General features: G+C 49.2%; 16 protein-coding genes. 13 read left to right on the top strand and 3 right to left on the bottom strand.

The window, feature by feature from the left end; all coding sequences use genetic code 11:
• Nucleotides 1–22 precede the first annotated feature (22 nt).
• Both I2I11_RS15360 and I2I11_RS15355 read left to right on the top strand, forming a co-directional pair.
• Nucleotides 23–433: a hypothetical protein gene (locus tag I2I11_RS15360; protein ID WP_196268621.1), complete on the top strand. Its 411-nt coding sequence runs from the start codon at nt 23–25 to the stop codon at nt 431–433.
• A 359-nt stretch (nt 434–792) separates the two neighbouring features.
• Entirely contained in the window at nt 793–3,333 is a 2,541-nt protein-coding gene (locus tag I2I11_RS15355) for a T9SS type B sorting domain-containing protein (RefSeq protein ID WP_196268620.1), read from the top strand.
• A gap of 341 nt (nt 3,334–3,674) precedes the next feature.
• On the opposite strand, the gene I2I11_RS15350 is transcribed toward I2I11_RS15355, so the two are convergent.
• Nucleotides 3,675–4,301: a cytochrome c oxidase subunit 3 gene (locus I2I11_RS15350; RefSeq protein ID WP_196268619.1), complete on the bottom strand. Its 627-nt coding sequence runs from the start codon at nt 4,299–4,301 to the stop codon at nt 3,675–3,677.
• Between the two features lie 281 nt (nt 4,302–4,582).
• Here I2I11_RS15350 and I2I11_RS15345 point away from each other — a divergent pair, with 281 nt between their 5' ends.
• Together I2I11_RS15345 and ligA are read left to right on the top strand one after the other, a co-directional pair.
• Complete coding sequence (locus tag I2I11_RS15345) at nt 4,583–5,164, top strand: hypothetical protein (protein ID WP_196268618.1); 582 nt, start codon at nt 4,583–4,585, stop codon at nt 5,162–5,164.
• 876 nt (nt 5,165–6,040) lie between these two features.
• The gene (gene ligA, locus I2I11_RS15340) at nt 6,041–8,050 is read left to right on the top strand and encodes an NAD-dependent DNA ligase LigA (RefSeq protein ID WP_196268617.1); all 2,010 of its coding nucleotides are present in this window, start codon (nt 6,041–6,043) and stop codon (nt 8,048–8,050) included.
• Nucleotides 8,051–8,257: 207 nt separating this feature from the next.
• Here ligA and I2I11_RS15335 read toward each other — a convergent pair whose 3' ends face one another.
• Together I2I11_RS15335 and I2I11_RS15330 are read right to left on the bottom strand one after the other, a co-directional pair.
• Nucleotides 8,258–9,034, bottom strand: a complete 777-nt coding sequence (locus tag I2I11_RS15335) for an ABC transporter permease (RefSeq protein WP_196268616.1) — start codon at nt 9,032–9,034, stop codon at nt 8,258–8,260.
• 18 nt (nt 9,035–9,052) lie between these two features.
• Nucleotides 9,053–9,988, bottom strand: coding sequence for an ABC transporter ATP-binding protein (locus I2I11_RS15330; RefSeq protein WP_196268615.1), 936 nt, complete (start codon nt 9,986–9,988; stop codon nt 9,053–9,055).
• Between the two features lie 334 nt (nt 9,989–10,322).
• On the opposite strand from I2I11_RS15330, the gene I2I11_RS15325 reads away from it, so the two are divergent.
• The 9 genes from I2I11_RS15325 (at nt 10,323) to I2I11_RS15285 (ending at nt 21,449) form a co-directional block, all read left to right on the top strand.
• Entirely contained in the window at nt 10,323–11,336 is a 1,014-nt protein-coding gene (locus tag I2I11_RS15325; protein WP_230680329.1) for a sensor histidine kinase, read from the top strand.
• Between the two features lie 8 nt (nt 11,337–11,344).
• Entirely contained in the window at nt 11,345–12,076 is a 732-nt protein-coding gene (locus tag I2I11_RS15320) for a LytR/AlgR family response regulator transcription factor (RefSeq protein WP_196268613.1), read from the top strand.
• Between the two features lie 142 nt (nt 12,077–12,218).
• Nucleotides 12,219–13,088: a 4-hydroxy-tetrahydrodipicolinate synthase gene (gene dapA / locus I2I11_RS15315; RefSeq protein ID WP_196268612.1), complete on the top strand. Its 870-nt coding sequence runs from the start codon at nt 12,219–12,221 to the stop codon at nt 13,086–13,088.
• Between the two features lie 137 nt (nt 13,089–13,225).
• Nucleotides 13,226–13,885: a DedA family protein gene (locus tag I2I11_RS15310; protein WP_230680328.1), complete on the top strand. Its 660-nt coding sequence runs from the start codon at nt 13,226–13,228 to the stop codon at nt 13,883–13,885.
• 195 nt (nt 13,886–14,080) lie between these two features.
• Entirely contained in the window at nt 14,081–16,018 is a 1,938-nt protein-coding gene (locus I2I11_RS15305; protein ID WP_196268611.1) for a KUP/HAK/KT family potassium transporter, read from the top strand.
• A 456-nt stretch (nt 16,019–16,474) separates the two neighbouring features.
• Nucleotides 16,475–18,232 carry an amino acid permease gene (locus tag I2I11_RS15300; RefSeq protein ID WP_196268610.1) on the top strand — a complete coding sequence of 586 codons (1,758 nt, stop codon included), beginning with the start codon at nt 16,475–16,477 and terminating at the stop codon, nt 18,230–18,232.
• 16 nt (nt 18,233–18,248) lie between these two features.
• Nucleotides 18,249–18,587 (top strand): hypothetical protein, encoded by a 339-nt coding sequence (locus I2I11_RS15295; protein WP_196268609.1) that lies wholly within the window; start codon nt 18,249–18,251, stop codon nt 18,585–18,587.
• Between the two features lie 190 nt (nt 18,588–18,777).
• Nucleotides 18,778–20,238 carry an amino acid permease gene (locus I2I11_RS15290; protein ID WP_196268608.1) on the top strand — a complete coding sequence of 487 codons (1,461 nt, stop codon included), beginning with the start codon at nt 18,778–18,780 and terminating at the stop codon, nt 20,236–20,238.
• 383 nt (nt 20,239–20,621) lie between these two features.
• Nucleotides 20,622–21,449: a YsnF/AvaK domain-containing protein gene (locus I2I11_RS15285; protein ID WP_196268607.1), complete on the top strand. Its 828-nt coding sequence runs from the start codon at nt 20,622–20,624 to the stop codon at nt 21,447–21,449.
• Nucleotides 21,450–21,485 lie beyond the last annotated feature (36 nt).

Raw genomic sequence — 21,485 nt, 5'->3', positions numbered from 1 at the left:
CCATAGTTGCCGGGTACAATTAGTGGAAGCGGAAAACCGCAAAGGGTTCATCTTTTTCCATGATCCGGCTATCAGCTCAGAAAACTTCAGCTTTCTGTTTGATTTTCTCAAAGATCGGGTGCTGGCGCAGGGTTATTGCCTGCACAGCATGGACGAGCTTGAGAAAAGGCATGCCCGCTATACCGAACAGGTAAATAAATACATACTGCTGCCCCCCGCTGCCGAACTGCCGGGCTCCGGCCTTTGCAACCAGCTTTACGGCAACATTACACTCGATTATATAAAGATTAACAGGAACCCCGGCTACATACGCCTGCTGGCTGATTCTTATGCTGATCCATACTTCTCCAGACCCCTGGCATTTACGGATTTACTCGACAAAGTACTACAGCCTGATGAGCTGCCCTCTGAAGGAAACAACTATCAGCCTTAAGTCCCCGGTCCTGTCATGATGACGACCGCTCTTCAGATATAACATTGCCTGCTGCTAGTATCAAATAAGCGGACAATATAAATGCTGCATTTCAAGCATCCTATTATGCTGCATAAAAGCCGGATTATCAGCTTTAAGCCGGAATAAAGCCTTGCATCTCCCATCCCCGATGCCCGGCAACTTCACGTAACACTTATGTTTCTTACTTATTGCAGGTAAAGTATACTTTCTATCATTCATTTAATATGAAAGTTGCGTTCAGTACCTGAAAAAATATTCTGATAATCTTAAAACTCGTGTCTTTTGCTTATATTTATAATGCTTTCGGATACGTGATATTCCACTTCGTTGCCGTGCTTATGCCAAAACGTATACTCCTGCTGTTGCTATGCAGCTTTTTAGTTTTAAGTAAAGCCTGGGCTACCCACATTGTTGGTGGTGAGTTTGAGTTGCAGTATCTGCAGCGCAGCGAGTACCGGCTCACATTGAATTTATACTTTGATGACGTGAACGGCAGTCCCGGTGCGCTAGACCCATACATTACGGTAAATATCTTCCAGAAATCATCCAACAGATTGATGCAGTCTAAAGTAATGCCGCTGCGCGAACAATCATTTGTACCTTATACCAACATAGATTGTACAGTAGGCAGCCTGCGCACCCGCAAGCTGGTATACAATGAGCAAATCACGCTGCCTGCCAGCCAATATAGCAACCCGGCCGGCTATTATGTTACCTGGGAGCGCTGTTGCCGTAACCGCACCATCAGCAACATTGTATCTCCTGAAAACGCAGCCCAGACATTTTACATGGAATTTCCGGCTGTTGTGCGCGACGGGCAGCCTTTCATTAACTCATCTCCCCGGCTTTTCCCGCCGCTCAGCGACTATGCCTGCATAAATGAGCTCTTCTACTTCGATTTTGATGGCACAGATCCGGATGGCGACTCGCTGGTGTATGACATGGTTACCCCCCTGAATGGCTTTACCTCTGCCTTAAACCCCAATGCGCCATCGCAGCAATATCCTTACACGCCGCGCTCCGGCCCCTATCCTGAAATAGGCTGGCTGCCGGGCTATAGCAAAGACACCCAGATAAAAGGCAACCCGGCCATGAACATCAATGCCCGGACAGGCCAGCTGACGATGCGGCCCCAAAACAAAGGGCTTTATGTGTTTGGCGTTCGCTGCCAGGAGTTCAGAAACGGTGTAAAAATAGGTGAAGTGAGGCGTGACTTTCAGGTGCTGGTACTGGATTGCCAGATAAATGCATCGCCGCAGGTGATGGCGCTTGAACAGGGCCAGAATGTTTTCTACCAGGCAAACCAGGTACTTCGCCTCGATCCGGCCGGAAGCCGCTGTATTGAGGTGCTGTTTACCGATCCGGACCTGCAGGAGTTTGTGCAGCTGCGTGCACAGCCTGTTAACTTCGACAGCCAGGATTATACTTTGAATGGCGTTACCAGCGGTACTATTAACCAGGACGGCACCAGTAGCGACACCCTGCGCGCCACGCTTTGCTTTGACGAATGTTTTGACACCGGCGGCAAAGTATACCAGATGGACCTTATTGTGAAAGATGATGGCTGCAGCCTGCCCCGCCAGGATACGGTTCATCTTAACTTTGTAATTAACCCCGTACCTGATGCACCACCAGCGCTTGCCCTGTCTACACCGAAGCGTGTTTTTGAAGTGCAACAGGGCGATGTGCTTAACTTTGACGTGACCGGTACCGACTCCGATGGACAGGATGTAACGCTGACCGCCAAAGGGCTTAATTTTGATCTCGCCTCGCAGCCTGTGACGTTTGAAAACCAGACAAAGCCCGCTGAAGTAACATCACCTTTTTTGTGGCAGATAGACTGCAGCACCGTGCAGCAGGAATCCTACCAGGTGGAATTTACAGCAAGCTCGGTCGTATGCGGCAAAACCATCGAAAAAAAAGAAGTGGTGGAAGTACGCCCGATCTATAAAAACAATGTTCCATCCATCAGCACCGACCAGCAGGTCCTGGTCATCAACTTAGAACCCGGCCAACCTTATGAAGCTAAAGTATTCGGCAAAGATATTGATTTAGATGCGCTGGCTTTATCGGCTGCAGGCAATGGTTTTAACCTGGGCGATCTCGGAATGGATTTTACAAGTACCGGCGGCCAAGGCAGCGCCGAAGGCCTGTTCCGCTGGGTTGCCACCTGCAACGCAGCCACAGGCAATGTTATACGTGTTAACTTTAACCTGAAGGAAGATGCCTGCGTGCCTTCGCCAGATCAGCAACTGGTGCTGGAGTTTCATATCATCGCGCCGAACGATGCGCCCGTTATCACAACAGACAAACCCGTTCTTTCTTTCGATTTAAACCTGAATGAACCGTTTGAAGCCAAACTTTTTGGAGACGACATCAACCTGGACCCGCTACGGTTACGTGCGGAAGGCGATGGCTTTAACCTGGCTGACTATGGCATGAACTTTACGGCCACTGATGGCAAAGGCAAGGCTGATGGCACTTTTAACTGGGTGGCAAACTGCAAGGCTGCCGGGCAGGAAGTAATTCGTGTAAACTTTAAACTGGCCGAAGATGCCTGTACGCCCTTCCCCGAACAGGTGCTAACCATGGAATTCAGGGTAACAGCGCCCCAGTTAGCAGATTTTCTGCCGCCGAACATCTTCACACCTAACGACGATGGACTGAACGACTATTTTGAAATTCCAGGGCTTCCGACAGATTTCTGTTCCGCCGTATTCTCTAATATCGTTATTTACAATCGCTGGGGCAAAGAGGTTTTCCGCAGTACCAACAGCGATTTTAAATGGGACGGGAAAGGTGTAAATGTTGGCGTATACTTCTATGTGATAGATTTTGGTACCAGCAAGTATAAAGGCAGCATCACCATCGCAGAATAATATACCATAGCCAAACCCCAGCCGGGCAGCTGCAATAATACAGGGCAGCGTAGCAGGTATAAGTCAGGTATAAGTATAGAAAGTAGCGGCAGCCGGCTCAGCCTTAGATTTCAGAATAGTTAAGTATAAACTGAATAATGGAACAATAGACTTCCAGATGCCATCAAACAGGTGCTTATACTTTATATGGTACCGTTAATTTAAACAGCGAAGGGCGTTGTTTATACTTAAAGCCAGGTAATTAACGCTTTAATTAAACATAAAGAAGAAGAAAGCCGCGCCGTGCTTTTATAAGTGCAGCTGGGCCTGTTCAAAGAAGGAAGTGAGGAGAAAACAGCCTGTCAGGCCATAAACAGAAATACCAGGTATAAACCAAGCCACAGAAAATCCATGAAGTGCCAGTAGCCGCACAGCATAGCCAGCTGCAGGTGGCGGTATGGGTCGCGGATAAATATCAGGCTCCGGACACCGTCTGCAGCTACATGCGCCGTTTTAAAGAAAAGAAAAGACAGGAAGATAATTCCACCCAGCAGATGCAGCACATGCAACGCTGAAATAAGGTATAAGTAAGTGCCCGATGCTTTGCCTGTAAAGTATACACCAGCCTTGGCCATCTCGTTCCAGCCGATCAGTTGCGCCCCCACAAACAATATTCCCAGCGCCAGCGTCATCCCCAGGTAGCGCGTCATCTTTTTCAACTTGTCTCTTTTGTAAAGGCGCGGCACACGGCTGATAGCGTAGCTGCTGAAGAGCAGCAGGATAGTGCTTACGCTGAAGAACTTGGGTAATTCAAAATTTTCCTGCTGAAAACCGCCTGTGCGTGCAAAAGCAACTACCAGAATAAAGAACAATATACCAATACCGATCATGCTCAGGTAAAGGAGCATCCGGATAGGGTGCATCTTCTCTATACCGCCAAACGCAGAAAGCTGCCTCGCATCAACCTTTTTTTTCTTATCTGAGTCCATCCCTAACCTATTGAAGGCGTACGGCAAGGCAAAAAGCCACACGCTGGAGAGTAGCATTATCACTATCTTTCGTACTACCTATATACCTTGCAAAGCATCCTATAGTTTTGCAATTAAGGTATTAATTTTTATAATATGCTGCCCTCTTATTTGTTAACCATAACTATTACTGAATTGTTGCTCTTTCAGCTGTAAAATAGCAAAAAAAGTCTTATAAAGCAGTACCGCTACTACCTTTCCGCAGGTATTTGCGTTAGCTATAAAAGCTTAGGATTTATACTATGACAAAACGACTACGCTTTCCCTTCTTCCTGTTGGTTTTCCTGTTCTGCCTGTCAGCCCGGCAGACAAGCGCCCAGACGAACATGGCTTACACCAGCGACAATACCATACTGATTACATTGGAAGGAACCGGGCAACCTTATGTATTTACCTCCGACAATTTACTTGTGCAGTATAACCAGACCACTCACAGGTTAGAGTGCATTCTGGACGTAAGCACCTTAGTGCCCGCCAGCGACACGGCTGCGCCACCGGCCATGGCTTATGAGGTATTGTACGGCGCCAAATACCCGGAACTATCCCTTGAGATTGATGTGCCCCTGGATCAGGTAAGTGGCCAGGATATAGAACGTGCATCTGTTCCGCGCGTAACCACGGTAAAGTTGCAAGGTGTATCAAATGAAACCGTTATACCTGTGGTCTTTACCCCCGATAACCAATCCCTGCTGTTCAGTACTAATTTTGATCTCTGGCTGAATAATTTTTCTGCCACCATTCCTGTTGAATATGTGCCCTTGCTCACAGGGCGTCTTTTCATTACCATCAACAGTGCCCGCTGGGTAAATATGCAGGCACGTTAACTAACTGGCTGCACACTTCTGAAAAAAATGCAGCTTGCTGTGCTGCCGCTGGCTGCAGCAGCCATATTGCTCCTTCCCTTTTTATCCTAAAAGTATACATACAACTAATTTAATGTAAAAGCATGATTATTAACTGCCTATCATACCATCACAGTTAAAATTTCTTAACTAAAACTGCTCCAACCAGGTGCTGTCCCGCTAAATACCACTCCTCCCGATTCCGCTGCTTTTCCATACTTTCTTTACCGCTCTTATCCATAGAGATGCTTGTTTGATCCCGTAGCCTTTCTGCGTCCTGCAGCCTTTGCTGCTATTGCTTCTGATGTGCTTTTATACTTGCTAAGTGCTGCCTGGCGCAGCATTCAGGCTTAAAAGAGCCTGGAGGATTTCTAATACAGGCCTGCTTATAAGCAAGTATGGCTTTCATACTTGTGAGTTAATCTAAAGAGGCTTTGCCTGCCCAGGCAGTTTAAGATGCTAAAGGTTACAGCCCTGCTCTACAGCAAGCGCATACCCGGACAGTATGGAAGGTATACATGCATCCTGGCCGGCTACTTACCATCAGGCATAACCAACGCATCATCATCAGATTACCCCTAGAACAAGAAGATGCGCCGTAAACCGCTACCAGAGGCTGTAAAGCGCCCTTTTACACACTTCTTACACACTTAGCTAATCTCATTAGCCTCAGCATTGAAATGTTTTTTCATCTGGCATAACCATCTTATAAACTTATACATGCACATCTTTCTTAAAGTAAGCATTTAAGCACCGATCATCCCTGTGCCCATGCCGGACAGCCCGGCTCCTGTTGAGGAGAAGCCTTGCTTTATACCTCCTGTTTTTTAATTTTACGCAAGTATAAAACAACCTACAATGGCCTCAGAGAAAGACCCGGCACTGGAGATACAGGAGCTGGCAGAACGTATAAATTACCTGAACTACCAATATTACCAGAACAGCATCTCGGAGGTGCCCGACTATGAATTTGACATGATGCTGAAGCGGCTGCAGGACCTGGAAGAACGATTTCCGGAGCTGCGCCTGCCCAACTCCCCTACTTTGCGCGTGGGCGGCACCGTTACGAAGAACTTCGGCACCGTTTACCACAAATCACCTATGCTTTCGCTGAGTAACACTTACTCGGAAGAGGATCTGCGCGAATTCGACAACCGCGTGCGCAAAGCCATTGGCGAAAACGTGGAGTATGTGTGTGAACAGAAGTTTGACGGGGTGGCCATCAGCCTGACTTATGAGAACGGCCTGTTTGTGCAGGGCGCCACGCGCGGCGACGGCACCCGGGGCGATAACATTACGGCCAACGTGCGTACCATCCGCGATGTGCCATTGCAGGTGCATGGCAAAGATTACCCGGAAGCATTTGAGGTACGTGGCGAAGTATTTCTGCCCTTGTCGGTTTTTGAGCAGCTAAATGCCGAGCGCGAAGAGGCCGGCGAGCAGCTGCTGGCCAATCCGCGCAACGCAGCCTCCGGCACCCTGAAACAGCAGGACTCCGCCATTGTGGCCGGTCGTAAGCTAGGTTGCTACTCCTACAGCTTCCACTGCGATCCTAATCCTTTCGATTCGCACTCCGAAAGTTTACAGGCTATTCAGAAGTGGGGCTTTAAAGTATCTGATACCTGGCGCAAGTGCAGCTCTGTTGAGGAGGTGCTGGCTTATATAAACGAATGGGAAATGCGCCGCTTTGAGCTGCCCATTGCTACTGATGGCATAGTAGTGAAGGTAAACAGCTTTGCACTGCAGGAAGAACTGGGCTATACTTCTAAAAGCCCGCGCTGGGCCATTGCTTACAAGTATGCCGCCCTGAGCGCCGCTACAAAACTGACAGGTATACAGTACCAGGTGGGCCGCACGGGTGCCGTTACGCCGGTAGCCCTGCTGGAGCCGGTGCTGCTGGCCGGCACCATCGTAAAGCGCGCTTCGGTACACAATGCCAATCAGATTAAGCTGCTCGACCTGCGCCTGGGCGATACGGTTTTTGTGGAGAAAGGCGGCGAAATCATCCCTAAAATAACAGGTGTGGACTTCAGCAAACGTCCTGCAGACAGCGAGCCCATTATTTACCCGGCCCATTGCCCCGCCTGCGGCACGCCGCTGGTGCGCTCAGAAGGCGAAGCGCAATTCTACTGCCCGAATGACGAAGGCTGCCCGCCCCAGATAAAAGCCAAACTAGAGCATTTTATTTCGCGCAAGGCAATGAACATTGATGGGCTGGGCCCGGAAACCATTGAGCAGCTATACAGTACCGGGCTGGTACACAACGTAGCCGACCTCTACGACCTGACTTTCGATCAGCTGGCAAACCTGGAGCGTATGGGAGAAAAGTCAGCCAACAACATCCTCAGGAGCCTGGAGAAGTCGAGGAGCGTGGCCTATGACCGTGTATTGTTTGCGCTAGGCATTCGCTTTGTGGGCAGCACGGTGGCCCGGAAACTGGCAGAGCAGCTCCCGGATATAACCGCGCTACAGGGCGCCACCTACGAAGAGCTGATTGCCATCAACGAAATCGGCGACCGCATTGCCAACTCCATTATCGCCTATTTTAACGACCCGGATAACGTGCTGGTGATAGAGCGCCTGAAAGCAGCCGGGCTTCGTTTTGAAGCAGATAAGACAGCTCCGGCCATAGAAAGCGACAGGCTTTCGGGGAAAACATTTGTGATTTCAGGCGTTTTTGAAAGTATGAGCCGCGAAGAGCTGCAACAATTAATCCTGAGCCACGGCGGCAAAGTAGTGAATTCCATCTCGGCAAAACTCTCTTACCTGGTAGCCGGCGATAAAATGGGGCCTGCCAAGCTGGAGAAGGCCAGCAAACTTAACATACCTATACTTTCTGAAAGCGAGTTCCTGGAGATAATCCGGTAATGAGCAGACAAGTATAAAATGATATTATTTTACAGCCGGGCCAGGAACAACCCTATTACCTAAATACATTGCGTTTCCTGATGCTCCACATTTACTTGAAGCATACTATATAAATGTATTGTTCTCCAGGCAGGTACATATAAAAAAAGTGGAGCCAACTGCAATTGGCCCCACTTAACAAACAACAACTAACACTAACTCAAAACATCATAAAATCTTTTTTCGTGAGATATCCATATAGCCAAGTATAAACACGGCGGTGCCTACAGCCAGGCTCCGCCAAATTTCCTCGGTAAAGAACTGCCCACTCTGTTTCATATAGCCATTAAACGTCATCAGCGGGTAAGCGAAAGGGTAATAATGGATGTGTTCCCAACGGCTCGCTACAACTGTCGTGATGATGGCAACAATGGCAACGCCCATCGAAAGGGCAAAACTGCTCCAGCGCATGCTCAGCCAGAACTGAATCGCCACAATTACAAAGGAGGCCAGAAATATTTTAACGGAGGTTATCAGAATCATCGATATGCCTTCATAGTTCTGAAAGCCCAGATCCGGCCGGAGCCAGCGCAATACTGTACCTGCGCTAAGTATAGCCAGCATAAACACAAGTGTGCTGCAGGCCACAAGCCCGAGCACAAGGGCTGCTTTAGAGAAATAAACGGTGCTTTTGGGTAGCGGCAGCGCGTACAGGTGCTTCCAGCCATTGGCTTTGTGCTCAATGCCGTTGGTCATGCTGGTGAGCAGCGCTATAAAGATGGGCATCAGTAACTGTGTGTACAAGGCAAAAGTGCGAAAGCCGAAGCTTGTCCAGGGCCCGAGGCTCTTCATGACCAGGTGCTCGCCCTTCGACCAGAAAGCCAGGAAGAACATACTGATCAAAGCGCAGGGCGCAAGTATAGCCATCCAGAGTGCAAAAGTGTTTTTCAGCTTCAGTGTCTCGGCGCTTAAACTCCTTGTCAGGTAAGTGGTTGTGCTCTTCATTGCATCCTATACTTTAAGCTAAGCAGATAAGGCCATCACCGGCTCTTTTGTCGTCATGCGCAGGAAAAAATCCTCCAGGTGCTGGGTTTCTGTACTCAGATGGTATACATCCACTCCATTCTCAACGAGCAGCCGGTTTATACTTGCCGCCTGCTCCCTGCCCGCAAGCCGCACAACCAGCTTATCGTGCTCGCTGTCTAAAAGCTGGTACTGGTGATCTGTCAGGATTTGGACGGCAATAGCAGCATTGCTTGTGCGGAGTTGCAGTATAGCCGGTTGAAAGGTATGGGCATACAGATCTTTCAGGCTGCCCTGGTAAAGCGTGGCCCCCTTGTCGATGATAGCCAGTTCTGTAGCGGTTTTCTCAATTTCGGACAGCAGGTGGCTCGACAGGAAGATGGTTTTGCCGAAGTCTTTGTTCAGGCTGCTAATAAGGTTCCGCACCTCCCGGATACCACTGGGATCCAATCCGTTGGTAGGCTCATCCAGAATCAATAGTTCAGGATCGGGGAGCAGCGCCAGCGCAATGCCCAGCCGCTGGCTCATACCCAGCGAATATTCTTTTGTTTTGCGTCCGGCATCAGCCGTAAGCCCTGTAATTTCCAGCACTTCCTGCAGCCGCTTTTTTGGAGCGCCAATCATCCTTCTGGTCATCTCCAGGTTATCGTAACCAGAGAGGTGGCGATACAGCGTGGGCATTTCGATGAGTGCACCCGTTTGCCGCAGAATGTCCAGGCGGTTATTTTTGAGTTCCAGCCCGTGTACCAGCACCTTTCCTTCCGGCACCGGCAGCAGCCCCAGCAGGATGCGGATAGTGGTTGATTTACCGGCGCCGTTCGGTCCCAGAAAGCCATAGACAGATCCTCTTGGCACACGCAGCTCCAGGTTTTGCAGAATTTGCCTTTTCCCGAAATGGTAATTAAGTCCGTGCGTTTCGATGATATTCTGTTTCATGTTGGTTTATTTAGCAGCCGATGTATAAATGAAAACAAAAAAACTTCCGGCTGAAAAAGAAATATACCAACAGCTTTAAAGTATAGATAAACAGTAATTTAACCTCCAATATGGCTTTTAACGCTTTCATCGGCTTAATTCTGCCTTTTATCGCTATAAAAGCCGGTTTGGTATAGACCTGTCGCTATACTTTAAGGATGTAGCATTCTTTGCTTATCTTTAGAACCAGGCGCACGTTATCCGGGCACTTTTTACCCGGGCTCAGAGCTTGCGCAGGTATAAATCACATTCCTATAACCATACCCACATGCCCATCGCCTTACCACAGGTAAATATGAGAAGATACTATCAGGTAGCGCTGCACGTAGCCGGCTGGATGCTGCTGGGCGTCTGGGTGATCTACTTCCTGCAGGCCAACCGCACCCTTTCTCCGGGAAAGATACTCGACGTAACGCTCGGTATTGCCTTCCAGATGATCATCTTTTACTTTAACTGGTACGTGCTGATTCCACGCTTTCTGGCGCGCAACCACATCCTTACCTACATTGCGACGGTGCTTACCACCCTGCTGGCCTTTGCGCTGGTGCGTGCGCCGCTCGACTTCTATATGTTTCGTGAATTTAACCCCGAGATGACGTCACTGTATACCACCGATAGGCAGTTGCAGTATGCTCTGGGCGGGCTGGTAACCATATTCATCAGTTCTGCCCTGAAAGTAACCGGTAACTACATCCGCAACGAGCGCCGCAACAAAGAACTGGAAACCCAAACGCTGACGGCAGAGCTGGCCTATCTCAAATCACAGGTAAACCCGCACTTCCTGTTCAATACACTAAACAACATATACTCACTGGCTTATAAGCAATCTCCGGAAACGCCTGATGCTATCATGAAGCTCTCGCTGCTGATGCGCTATATGCTGTATGAGAGCAACGATACCCTCGTGAGCCTGGAGAAAGAGGTCACCCACATCCATAACTTTATCGATCTGCAGAAGCTGCGCCTGCGCGAGCATGCAGGTATAAAATTCGATATAGAGGGTAGTATGGAGCAAAAACAAATTGCCCCGATGCTGCTGATGACACTGGTGGAGAACGCTTTTAAGCACGGGCTGGTGAGCAAAAACGAAATCGGCATCATCATAAAATTGGTTATCGGGAACGATGTGCTGGTGTTCAGCACCATTAACAACAGCAGCACGCATAAAAAGCGCGAGTTTGGCGGCATCGGCCTCGAAAACCTGAGGCGCCGCCTGAACCTGCTCTACCCTAACCGGCACCAGCTTACCTTAGAGGAAAAAGAGGGTACTTTCTTTGCTACTTTAAAATTATACTTCGCACCTAACTAAATAAAACTATGACGATACGTTGCCTTGCCGTAGATGATGAGCCCCTGGCGCTGGATATTATAGAAAGTTACATCAGCAAGCTGCCTTACCTGCAATTGGTAAAAACCTGTTCCAGCGCGACAGAGGCCATGCAGGTGCTGCAGGAAGAGCAGGTTGATCTGATGTTTCTGGACATTGAAATGCCCGAGCTGACCGGTATTCAGTTTCTGAACATCCTCAAGCACCAGCCGCTCATCATTTTTACCACTGCCTACCCCGATTATGCCCTGGAAGGTTTTAACCAGGGCGCCGTAGATTACCTGCTCAAGCCTATTCCGTTCGACCGCTTTCTGAAGGCCGTAACCAAGGCGCAGGAAAGACTGCAGCACAACGGAAAGTCTCCCGAGGCGCCTGCTGCGATGCCCACACCTACCGTGGAGCATGATTTTATGTTTGTAAAGGCCGATTACAAAACTATCCGCGTGGATTTTAAAGACATTCTCTGGATCGAGGGCCTGAAAGACTATATCATTATCCAGACGAAAGACCAGAAGATCATCACGCTGCTTTCGATGAACAAAATGATGGAAAAACTGCCAGACACAAAATTCCTGCGCGTGCATCGTTCGTTTATTGTGTCGCTGCAGAAAATAGACAGCATCGAGAAGAGCCGTATTCGTATCGGCAGCAAAGAAATACCCATCGGCGAAGTATACAGGGAGCAGTTTCTGAAATGGGTGGAGGAAAACAACATCCAGTAGAATTACGAATTTTGAATTACAAATTAAGAGTTAAGACTTTTCGGAGCAGCAGGTTTACGCCTGTATACTATGGTAGCTTTATCTGCTAACATTTGCAGATGTCAATTCATAGTTCGTAATTCGTAATTTGTAATTCAAAAAGATGATTAGAGAGAAACTGAGAGGGACGGGTGTGGCGCTGGTAACGCCTTTTACCAGAGAGCTGGCAGTAGATTACGATGCCCTGCGCAAGCTGCTGGACTTTGTGCTGGAAGGCGGCGTAAATTACCTGGTAATCAACGGCACCACGGCTGAGTCTGTAACCACCACCTCCGAAGAGAAGGCAGAAATACTGCGTTTTGTAAAGCAGCAGGCCGGCCATCGCGTGCCGCTGGTTTATGGCCTTGGCGGCAACAACACGCAGCACCTGCTCGACACCATTGCCACTACGGATCTGGAAGGCATAGCGGCCCTGCTTTCGGTTAGCCCTTATTATAACAAACCATCGCAGCAGGGCATCTACCAGCATTACGTAGCGCTGGCCAATGCCTCGCCCGTGCCGCTTATACTTTATAATGTGCCCGGCCGCACCGGCAGCAATATTACGGCTGAAACCACCCTGAAGCTTTCCGCGCACGAAAACATTATCGGTATAAAAGAAGCCTCGGGCAACCTGGAGCAGTGCATGTACATTGCCAAGCACAAACCCAAAAGCTTCATGCTTATCAGCGGCGACGACATGCTGGCGGTACCCCTGGCAGTTTTTGGCGCTGACGGCGTGATATCGGTACTGGCCAATGCTTTTCCTGAAAAGTTTGCTACGATGGTGCAGTTGGCGCTGGATGGCGACTTGAAGGCGGCCGGCAGCCTGGCGCTCAATTTTGCCGACGTCAATCCGCTGCTGTACGAAGAGAGCAACCCGGTAGGCCTGAAAGCAGTGCTGGAGCGCTTTGGCATCTGTACTGCCGCCGTCAGGCTGCCACTGGTGGAAGCATCTGCAGGTTTAAAAGACAGGCTGTATAAGTTACTATAACCAAGAGTGCATAGCAGCGCTTTAAAAGTATGACGCCATACTTTTAAAGCGCTGCTATGCACCTGCATGTTCATTTCGTCCGAAAATATTTCGCCGTTCCCGGAATCAACCGTACATTTGCCTGATTTTTATACTTTATGATAGAGTTACTGCAGCATTTTATAGATTTTGTGCTACACATCGACAGGCACCTCGTGGATTTAACGCAGCAGTACCACGGCTGGATATACCTGATTCTGTTCCTGATTATTTTTTGCGAAACAGGCCTCGTAATTCTCCCCTTTCTGCCCGGCGATTCGCTGCTGTTTGCTGTAGGGGCTATGTCGGCCCTGCCGGGGTCAGGCCTGAACATTTGGCTTGTCCTGTTACTGCTTTGCGTTGCGGCTATCCTCGGCGACTCCTTTAATTACCTGCTGGGGCGTAAGCTGGGCGACAAAGTATACGATCGCAATTACTGGTTTCTGAAACGGGAATATCTGGATGAGGCCCAGCTTTTTTACGATCGGTATGGCGCGCGCACCATTGTGTATGCCCGCTTTGTGCCGATTGTGCGCACATTTGCACCTTTTGTAGCCGGCATAGGCAAAATGCATTACCAACGCTTTATTATATATAATATAGTGGGAGCGCTGGTATGGGTGCTGCTGTTTACCATGGCCGGTTATTTCCTCGGAAACATACCTGTGGTAAAAGAAAACTTTTCGCTGCTGGTGCTGGGTATTATTTTAGTGTCGCTGGTGCCGCCTATTTATACGCTCATTAAAAAGAAGCTTAGCAAACAGAAAGAACAAGTATAACAAGTAGCAAACCTAATAATAGTAATCTACTAAACCCACCTTGCTGCGTGTTCTCACCAACCAGGCAGGCGGGTAAAATGTTAAACGGCTTAATTGTTAACGCATATTAATCTTTTAACCATTTAATGATTAAGCAATTAAACTTTATCTAAGGTATAAATTGTTTGGATCAGGTTTATATTAAATTATTTTTAAATGAGTCTCAAACATAAAGCCGGCACCGTTTCCACCGCCGGCTTGCTGATTTCCCTGGGTATCATATACGGTGATATCGGCACTTCGCCGCTGTACGTAATGAAAGCCATCATCGGGGAAAATTCAATCTCCGGAATTCTGGTATATGGGGGCATCTCCTGCGTTTTCTGGACACTGACACTGCAGACCACCATCAAGTATGTGTTGCTCACTTTGCAGGCCGATAACAATGGCGAGGGCGGTATTTTCTCGCTTTATACTTTAATCCGCCGCCGCGCCCGCTGGCTTATTGTGCCGGCTATGATAGGCGGCAGCGCCTTGCTGGCCGATGGCATTATCACACCACCTATCTCGGTTTCATCCGCCATTGAGGGGCTTCGCATCCTTTACCCCGACATCCCCACCGTACCCATTGTACTGGCCATACTTACCGGCCTGTTCGTAATGCAGCGTTTCGGTTCTGAGTTTGTCGGTAAAGCTTTCGGCCCGATTATGTTCCTGTGGTTTACGATGCTAGGCGCCCTGGGCGCTGTATCGGTGGCCAGCCACCCGGAAATACTCAAAGCGCTGAACCCCTACTATGCCTACAACATGCTGGTGAACTATCCGAATGGTTTCTGGCTGCTGGGCGCTGTATTTCTTTGTACTACGGGCGCTGAAGCGCTTTACTCTGATTTGGGCCACTGCGGCCGCCCCAACATACGCATGAGCTGGATGTTTGTGAAAACCTGCCTCCTGCTCAACTACCTGGGCCAGGGCGCCTGGCTGATGACGCATGCCGGCAGCCAGCTGCACCAGAATCCTTTTTATGGCATAATGCCCGGCTGGTTTTTGCTGGCCGGCATCTGTATCGCAACTATTGCCGCCATTATCGCCAGCCAGGCCCTGATCAGCGGCTCCTTTACCCTTATCAGCGAAGCCATCCGCCTGAACCTCTGGCCAAAGGTAAAGCTTGTTTACCCTACCAACCTGAAGGGGCAGCTGTATGTGCCTAGTGTAAACTGGCTGCTGTGGCTGGGCTGCATGGGCGTGGTGCTGTACTTCCGGGAATCGGAACAGATGGAGGCTGCTTATGGCCTGGCTATTACCATGGCCATGTTGTCTACTACCATGCTGATGAGCTATTACCTGTACATCAGGTACAGGTTGCAGTGGCTGGTTTATGTTTTCCTGGTTGTTTATACTGGCATTGAGGCGGCCTTTCTGGTAGCCAACCTGAATAAATTTCCGCATGGCGGCTGGGTTTCGCTGATGATAGGCGTTATACTGCTCACCGTAATGTACATCTGGCTGAATGCGCAGCAAATCAAGCGCAGCCTGACCGAATACGTGCGCCTGAAAGACTATCTGCCTGCCCTGCGCGAACTCAGCGCCGACGACACCATCCCCAAGTATAGCACGCACCTGGTGTTTATGACAAGCGCCTCCAACCCGAACGAAATAGAATCGAAAGTAATTTACTCTATCTTCCAGAAACGCCCCAAGCGTGCCGATATTTACTGGTTTGTGCACGTAGAGACCACAGATCAGCCCTATACATTGGATTACCAGGTGCGCAAGCTGGATGCTGATGATGTGATTCGCATCGACTTCCGCCTTGGCTTCCGGGTGGAGCAGCGCATTAACCTCTTTTTCCGGAATGTGGTGGAAGAAATGGTAGCCAACGGCGAGGTAGACATCACCAGCCGCTATCTCTCGCTGAGCAAGCAGCACCTGATTGGCGATTTCCGGTTTGTGGTGCTCGAAAAGTTTTTGTCTTACGAAAACGATTTGCCTTTAAAAGAACGGCTGATCATGGAGTGGTACTTCAACATTAAGCAATTTACCAGCTCCGAAAGCAAATGGTTTGGCCTGGACAGCAGCTCTGTAAAAGTAGAGAAAGTGCCATTGGTAATTATGCCTGCCCAATTGCCGCAGCTAAAACGCATTATGGTTTAAAGCCGGAAAGCAACGGTCATTATAATTTAGTACATAGTAGCCCATCCTTTTCCATTCTATCTGGGCAAAGGGTGGGTTTTACTTTTATATACCTTTCTCCGGAAGATTGCTTGTTCTTTCCTCCTGAGAATGCATAGTTAAAACACTATACTCATGAGATCTTTCAAGTATAAAGTTGAGCGTATAACAATGCCCCTTTCCGGTATGAATTTACAATTTATAAGACGACTAAGATTGATGCATCTGCCTATAGCTGCTTTTCCGGCGCTTTAGATGGAATTACCACTATTGTTGTGTTACTTTACCAATTGCGAACCTTTTAATTATATTTGCTAGCTGGTAAAGTTGTCCTCCTGAGGTAAGCAACAATGTGTTCGGTACTTCAGAGCTTTCAGGAAAATCATTATCAGAATCTTAAAACCTAACCCAACCAATAGCTGTAGCACAGCTTTGCCCATGAACGAACTGCTCAAAAACATCCGGCGCCGTAAAAATGCGTCGGCCATGCTTTCTGACTACAAAGATGACGGCGAGATAGCCGGCACCGACCTGGTGCGTACCCTGCGGCTCAAAGACCTTGTGGCATTTGGCATCGCCGCCATTATTGGCGCGGGTATTTTCAGCACCATCGGCAATGCCAGTTCGGCAGGCGGGCCGGCCGTTTCGCTGCTTTTTATTTTTACCGCCATTGCCTGTGGTTTTTCGGCCTTGTGTTATGCGCAGTTTGCTTCGTCTATCCCGGTTTCCGGTAGCGCCTATACGTATGCTTATGCCTCTTTCGGGGAGTTGGTAGCCTGGATTATCGGCTGGGATTTGCTGATGGAGTATGCTATCGGCAACATTGCGGTGGCTATTTCGTGGTCTGATTATTTTACGGCTGTCCTCGACGGCATTGGCCTGGGGCTGCCGCAATACCTGACCATGGATTACCTGAGCGCTTCGCGCGGCTACCAGGAAGCCATTGCGCAACTGGCGCAGGGTAATGCGCTTGCATCACTGCCTTTTAACATACAGGAAGCTTACCTGGCCTGGCAAAATGCACCTGCCTTGGGCGGCATCAAGCTTATTGCTGACTTTCCGGCGCTGGGCATCACGGCGCTTATTACGTACCTGGTGTATGTGGGCGTAAAAGAATCCAAGCGCACCGCCAACCTGCTGGTGCTGCTCAAGCTCATTGTTATTTTTATTGTGATAGCCGTGGGCGCTTTCTATGTAAATCCCGATAACTGGAGCCCCTTTGCCCCAAATGGCGTAAGTGGTATTATGAAAGGCGTTTCGGCTGTGTTTTTTGCCTATATCGGCTTCGACGCTATTTCTACCACGGCAGAAGAATGCGAAAACCCGCAACGCGACCTGCCACGCGCCATGATTATTGCCCTGCTGCTTTGTACCTTTCTATATGTGATTATCGCGTTGGTGCTCACGGGCATGGTGCCCTACAACGAACTGGCCGTGGGAGATCCGCTGTCTTTTGTTTTCTCCCGCGTTAACCTCGATGTGATTGCGGGGATTGTGGCGGTAAGCGCCATCATTGCCATGGCCAGCGTGCTGCTGGTATTCCAATACGGCCAGCCGCGCATCTGGATGAGCATGAGCCGCGATGGCCTGCTGCCAAAAGCCTTTTCCAGAATTCACCCCAAGTATAAAACCCCTTATTTCGCCACCATCGTAACAGGTTTCGTTGTGGCGGTGCCTGCCCTGTTTATGAACCTGACAGAGGTGACGGATCTGACAAGTATAGGCACCCTGTTTGCCTTTGTGCTGGTGTGCGGCGGCGTGCTGGTTCAGGAAGATTACCACGAGGTACCCGCAGGCAAAAAGGTTTTTCGGGTACCTTACATTAACGGCAAGTATATTCTGCCGCTGCTGATGCTGGCCGGGCTGGGGATACTGTTCGTGTATAACCGTGAAGGAATAGACACTTTTCTAAGTATGAGCAACGGCACCGAGAGCGGCTGGGAGGTGTTCAAACATAAGATTCCGCTGCTGGGCTTTTTTGTAGTAACTGCTGTGGTTACGGTGCTCACTTTTATGCGCAACATGTCCCTGATTCCGGTGCTGGGCCTGCTCACCAACCTATACCTGATGACGGAACTAGGTATCACTAACTGGAGCCGCTTCCTGATCTGGCTGGTACTGGGGCTTATCATCTACTTCTTCTATGGCTACAGCCACAGCAAAATAGCCAACAACAAAGAAGCTGTAAAAGTCTGAATGTAACGTCCGGAAAATGAAAAGCACTAAACTCTACCCGCTTCTGCTATTATGGATGGCAATGCTGTGCTTTTCTGCTGTTTTAAAGGCAAATACGGAGGTGCCGGACATCACATTACGTGCTTCATTAACAGAACAACTTACCCCAGATCTGCCACCGCATTCGGTAGCCTGGCTGGAGCAAAAGCTGCCACAAAGCACAATTCAGGCTTTGGACAAGGCGATCCCTTTGCCACTACAACTCCGGCATCTGCCATTACACCATCCCAATGCCTTTGGCCGAAATCCGGCAGGCTATAAATGCAGTTTCATATCCCCATCAAGCCGGTTCCGCATACTTCCTAATGCGCCTTAACCATTATTACTCTCCTGTATAGCGCTTCTTTCTCCTTGTCCTGAGACTCCTATTAAAGGAGAGCCTTCAGGATAATGTCGGATCTTCTTAAACCAGCTTACTAGCAGCGCTTTATACCTATGGCGGCTGTTTACATGTAAAGCCAAACCTAATATAAACATTTATAGCTTTCTTACTTAAAAATACATCTATGGCGAAAAACATTTTTGCGACTAAATCAGTCGATAAGCTCATCCTGGAATCAGAGAGTGGCGAGAACGGGCTCAGGCGCACCCTTACCGCTACCAACCTTACTATGCTCGGCATCGGAGCCATTATTGGTGCAGGTATATTCGTACTAACAGGTACCGCAGCTGCCAATGCCGCCGGGCCGGCTATTGTGATTTCGTTTATTATTGCAGGCCTTGGGTGCTTGTTTGCCGGCCTCTGCTACGCCGAATTCGCCTCTATGATTCCGATTGCCGGCAGCGCCTATACCTATGGCTATGCCACGCTTGGCGAGTTTATCGCCTGGATTATCGGCTGGGATCTGATGCTGGAGTATCTCTTTGGCGCGGCTACGGTAGCGGTGGGCTGGAGCGGCAACTTCGTGAGCCTGATGAAATCGCTGGGTATCATTATTCCGGCCACTGTTGCCAGCGCTCCGCTTTCTTATGATGGCGTCAGCTTTACTACTACCGGCTCTTTCATCAACCTGCCGGCCGTTATACTGGTGCTGACCATGACGACACTGCTGGTGATTGGCATTCAGGAATCTGCCCGCTTCAACAACGTGATTGTAATTGTAAAGGTAGCCATTGTGCTACTCGTTATCGGTTTTGGCTTCCAGTATGTAGACGCTGCCAACTGGGATCCTTTTATCCCGGCACAGGAGACCTTTGCTGATGGCATCACCAGGTATGGCTGGCAGGGAGTAGTACAAGGGGCAGCCATTGTGTTTTTCTCCTACATAGGTTTTGATGCGGTGAGCACGGCCGCACAGGAAGCCAAAAACCCGCAGCGCGACATGCCTATCGGGATGCTGCTTTCGCTTGGTATCTGTACACTGCTTTATATTCTGATGTCGCTGGTGCTGACAGGGCTTACTTCTTTTAAAAACCTGAACGTGCCAGACCCGGTGCTGGTCGCGCTGGCTGCTGCCGGTCCTGCCCTTCAGTGGCTATACTTCTTTACGGGTGTGGGCGCTGCTGCCGGCCTGGCTTCGGTGGTACTGGTGTTGCTGATGGGCCAGCCCCGTATCTTCTTCGCTATGTCGCGCGATGGTTTGCTGCCGCCGGTATTCGGGAAGGTACATCCTAAATTCGGTACACCATATGTTACCACTATCCTGACAGGTGTAGTTGCCGCTATTGTAGCAGGTATTTTCCCGATTGGCCTGCTGGGCGAACTCGTAAGTATAGGTACATTGCTGGCTTTCGTCATCGTATGTGCGGGCGTAATTGTGCTCCGTCGCACCAATCCTTCCCTGCATCGCCCCTTTAAAACACCGCTGGTGCCGCTGGTACCAATTCTGGGGATACTGATATGCGGCTACATGATGGTGAACCTGGGTTTCGACACATGGATGCGCCTCATTATCTGGATGGTGCTGGGTATTGTTATTTACTTTACGTACGGCCGCAAGCATAGCAAACTAAACGCAAAAGCGTAGGCGCTTTTATACCTGCGTGTGCGCTTGATTTTCGAATTTAAGCAGCCATTCATCCAGGTATAAAAGCAATTCGGTAACAAAAAGTGGCGGGCTTGTTTACAGCCTGACAACCAATGTGTGTTAACAGCAAAGCCATCCGCCATGGGTGGCTTTGCTGTTAACACGGGTTCTGCAAACCGGGATATTATGCCATCTTGGTTTTATACTTGCGATATCTCACCCGGGAACAGCTGGCACGGATTTATACATCTGGTAAATTAATATATAGAATATAAGGTATTAAAAATCAATATTTTACATGCGAACAATAAATTTAACCCTCCGTATTAATCACATACATAAAAGTATTAATTGAATTCTGAAATTTAAACGACCACAATTCTATGGGACAAACAGTAATAGGGATTTTCGACAATAAAGGCGAGGCACAGTCTGCCGTAGCCGAACTTACCCGCAGCGGCATCAGCCGTAACAATATAGATGTATCAGACAGAACCGATGCTGACGTTAACAGCGGCATCGCAACAGATACCCACCGCGAGGAACACACCGACAGCATCAGCGAATTCTTCAGCAACTTATTTGGAGGCGATGATGACGACGACAGATACAGCCATTATTCTGAGGTAGCCAGGCGTGGCTCTATTGTAACGGTACATGCCCAAAGCCAGGAAGAAGCTACCCGTGCCGCTGCCATACTGGATGATCATGGCGCCGTTGATATCGACGAACGTGCCTCTCAGTACCGCAGTGGTACTATAGGTGCTGCAGGCATTGCCGGCACTGCTGCTACCGCTGGCGCCGATACCGTAATTCCAATAATTGAAGAGAACATGCAGGTAGGCAAGCGGGACGTAGAAACAGGTGGTGTGCGCGTGCGCAGCCGCATTGTGGAGCGGCCTGTAGAAGAGCATCTGCGCCTGCGTGAAGAACACGTATGGGTAGAGCGTAATCCGGTAAACCGCCCGGCTTCCGAAGCAGATTTGGCCAACTTTAAAGAAGGTGACATCGAGATGACGGAACATGCCGAGGTGCCGGTTGTGAACAAAGAAGCACGCGTGGTAGAGGAAATTAATGTAGGCAAAGAAGTTGAAGAGCGGGAAGAGAACATCAGAGGCACCGTGCGCAAAACCGACGTTGATATTGAGAACATCCGCGAGGATGACAACCTGAACAGGACGGATGAGCGCAACAGGCCAGCTGGTTTGTAGGGCTTAATGACAGCAATACATATATTTTATTTAGAA

It is taken from the genome of Pontibacter rufus, assembly GCF_015694705.1.
Lineage (GTDB): Bacteria > Bacteroidota > Bacteroidia > Cytophagales > Hymenobacteraceae > Pontibacter > Pontibacter rufus.
The sequence above is the reverse complement of the archived record's forward strand: the minus strand, read 5'-3'. Positions and strand labels throughout refer to the sequence as shown.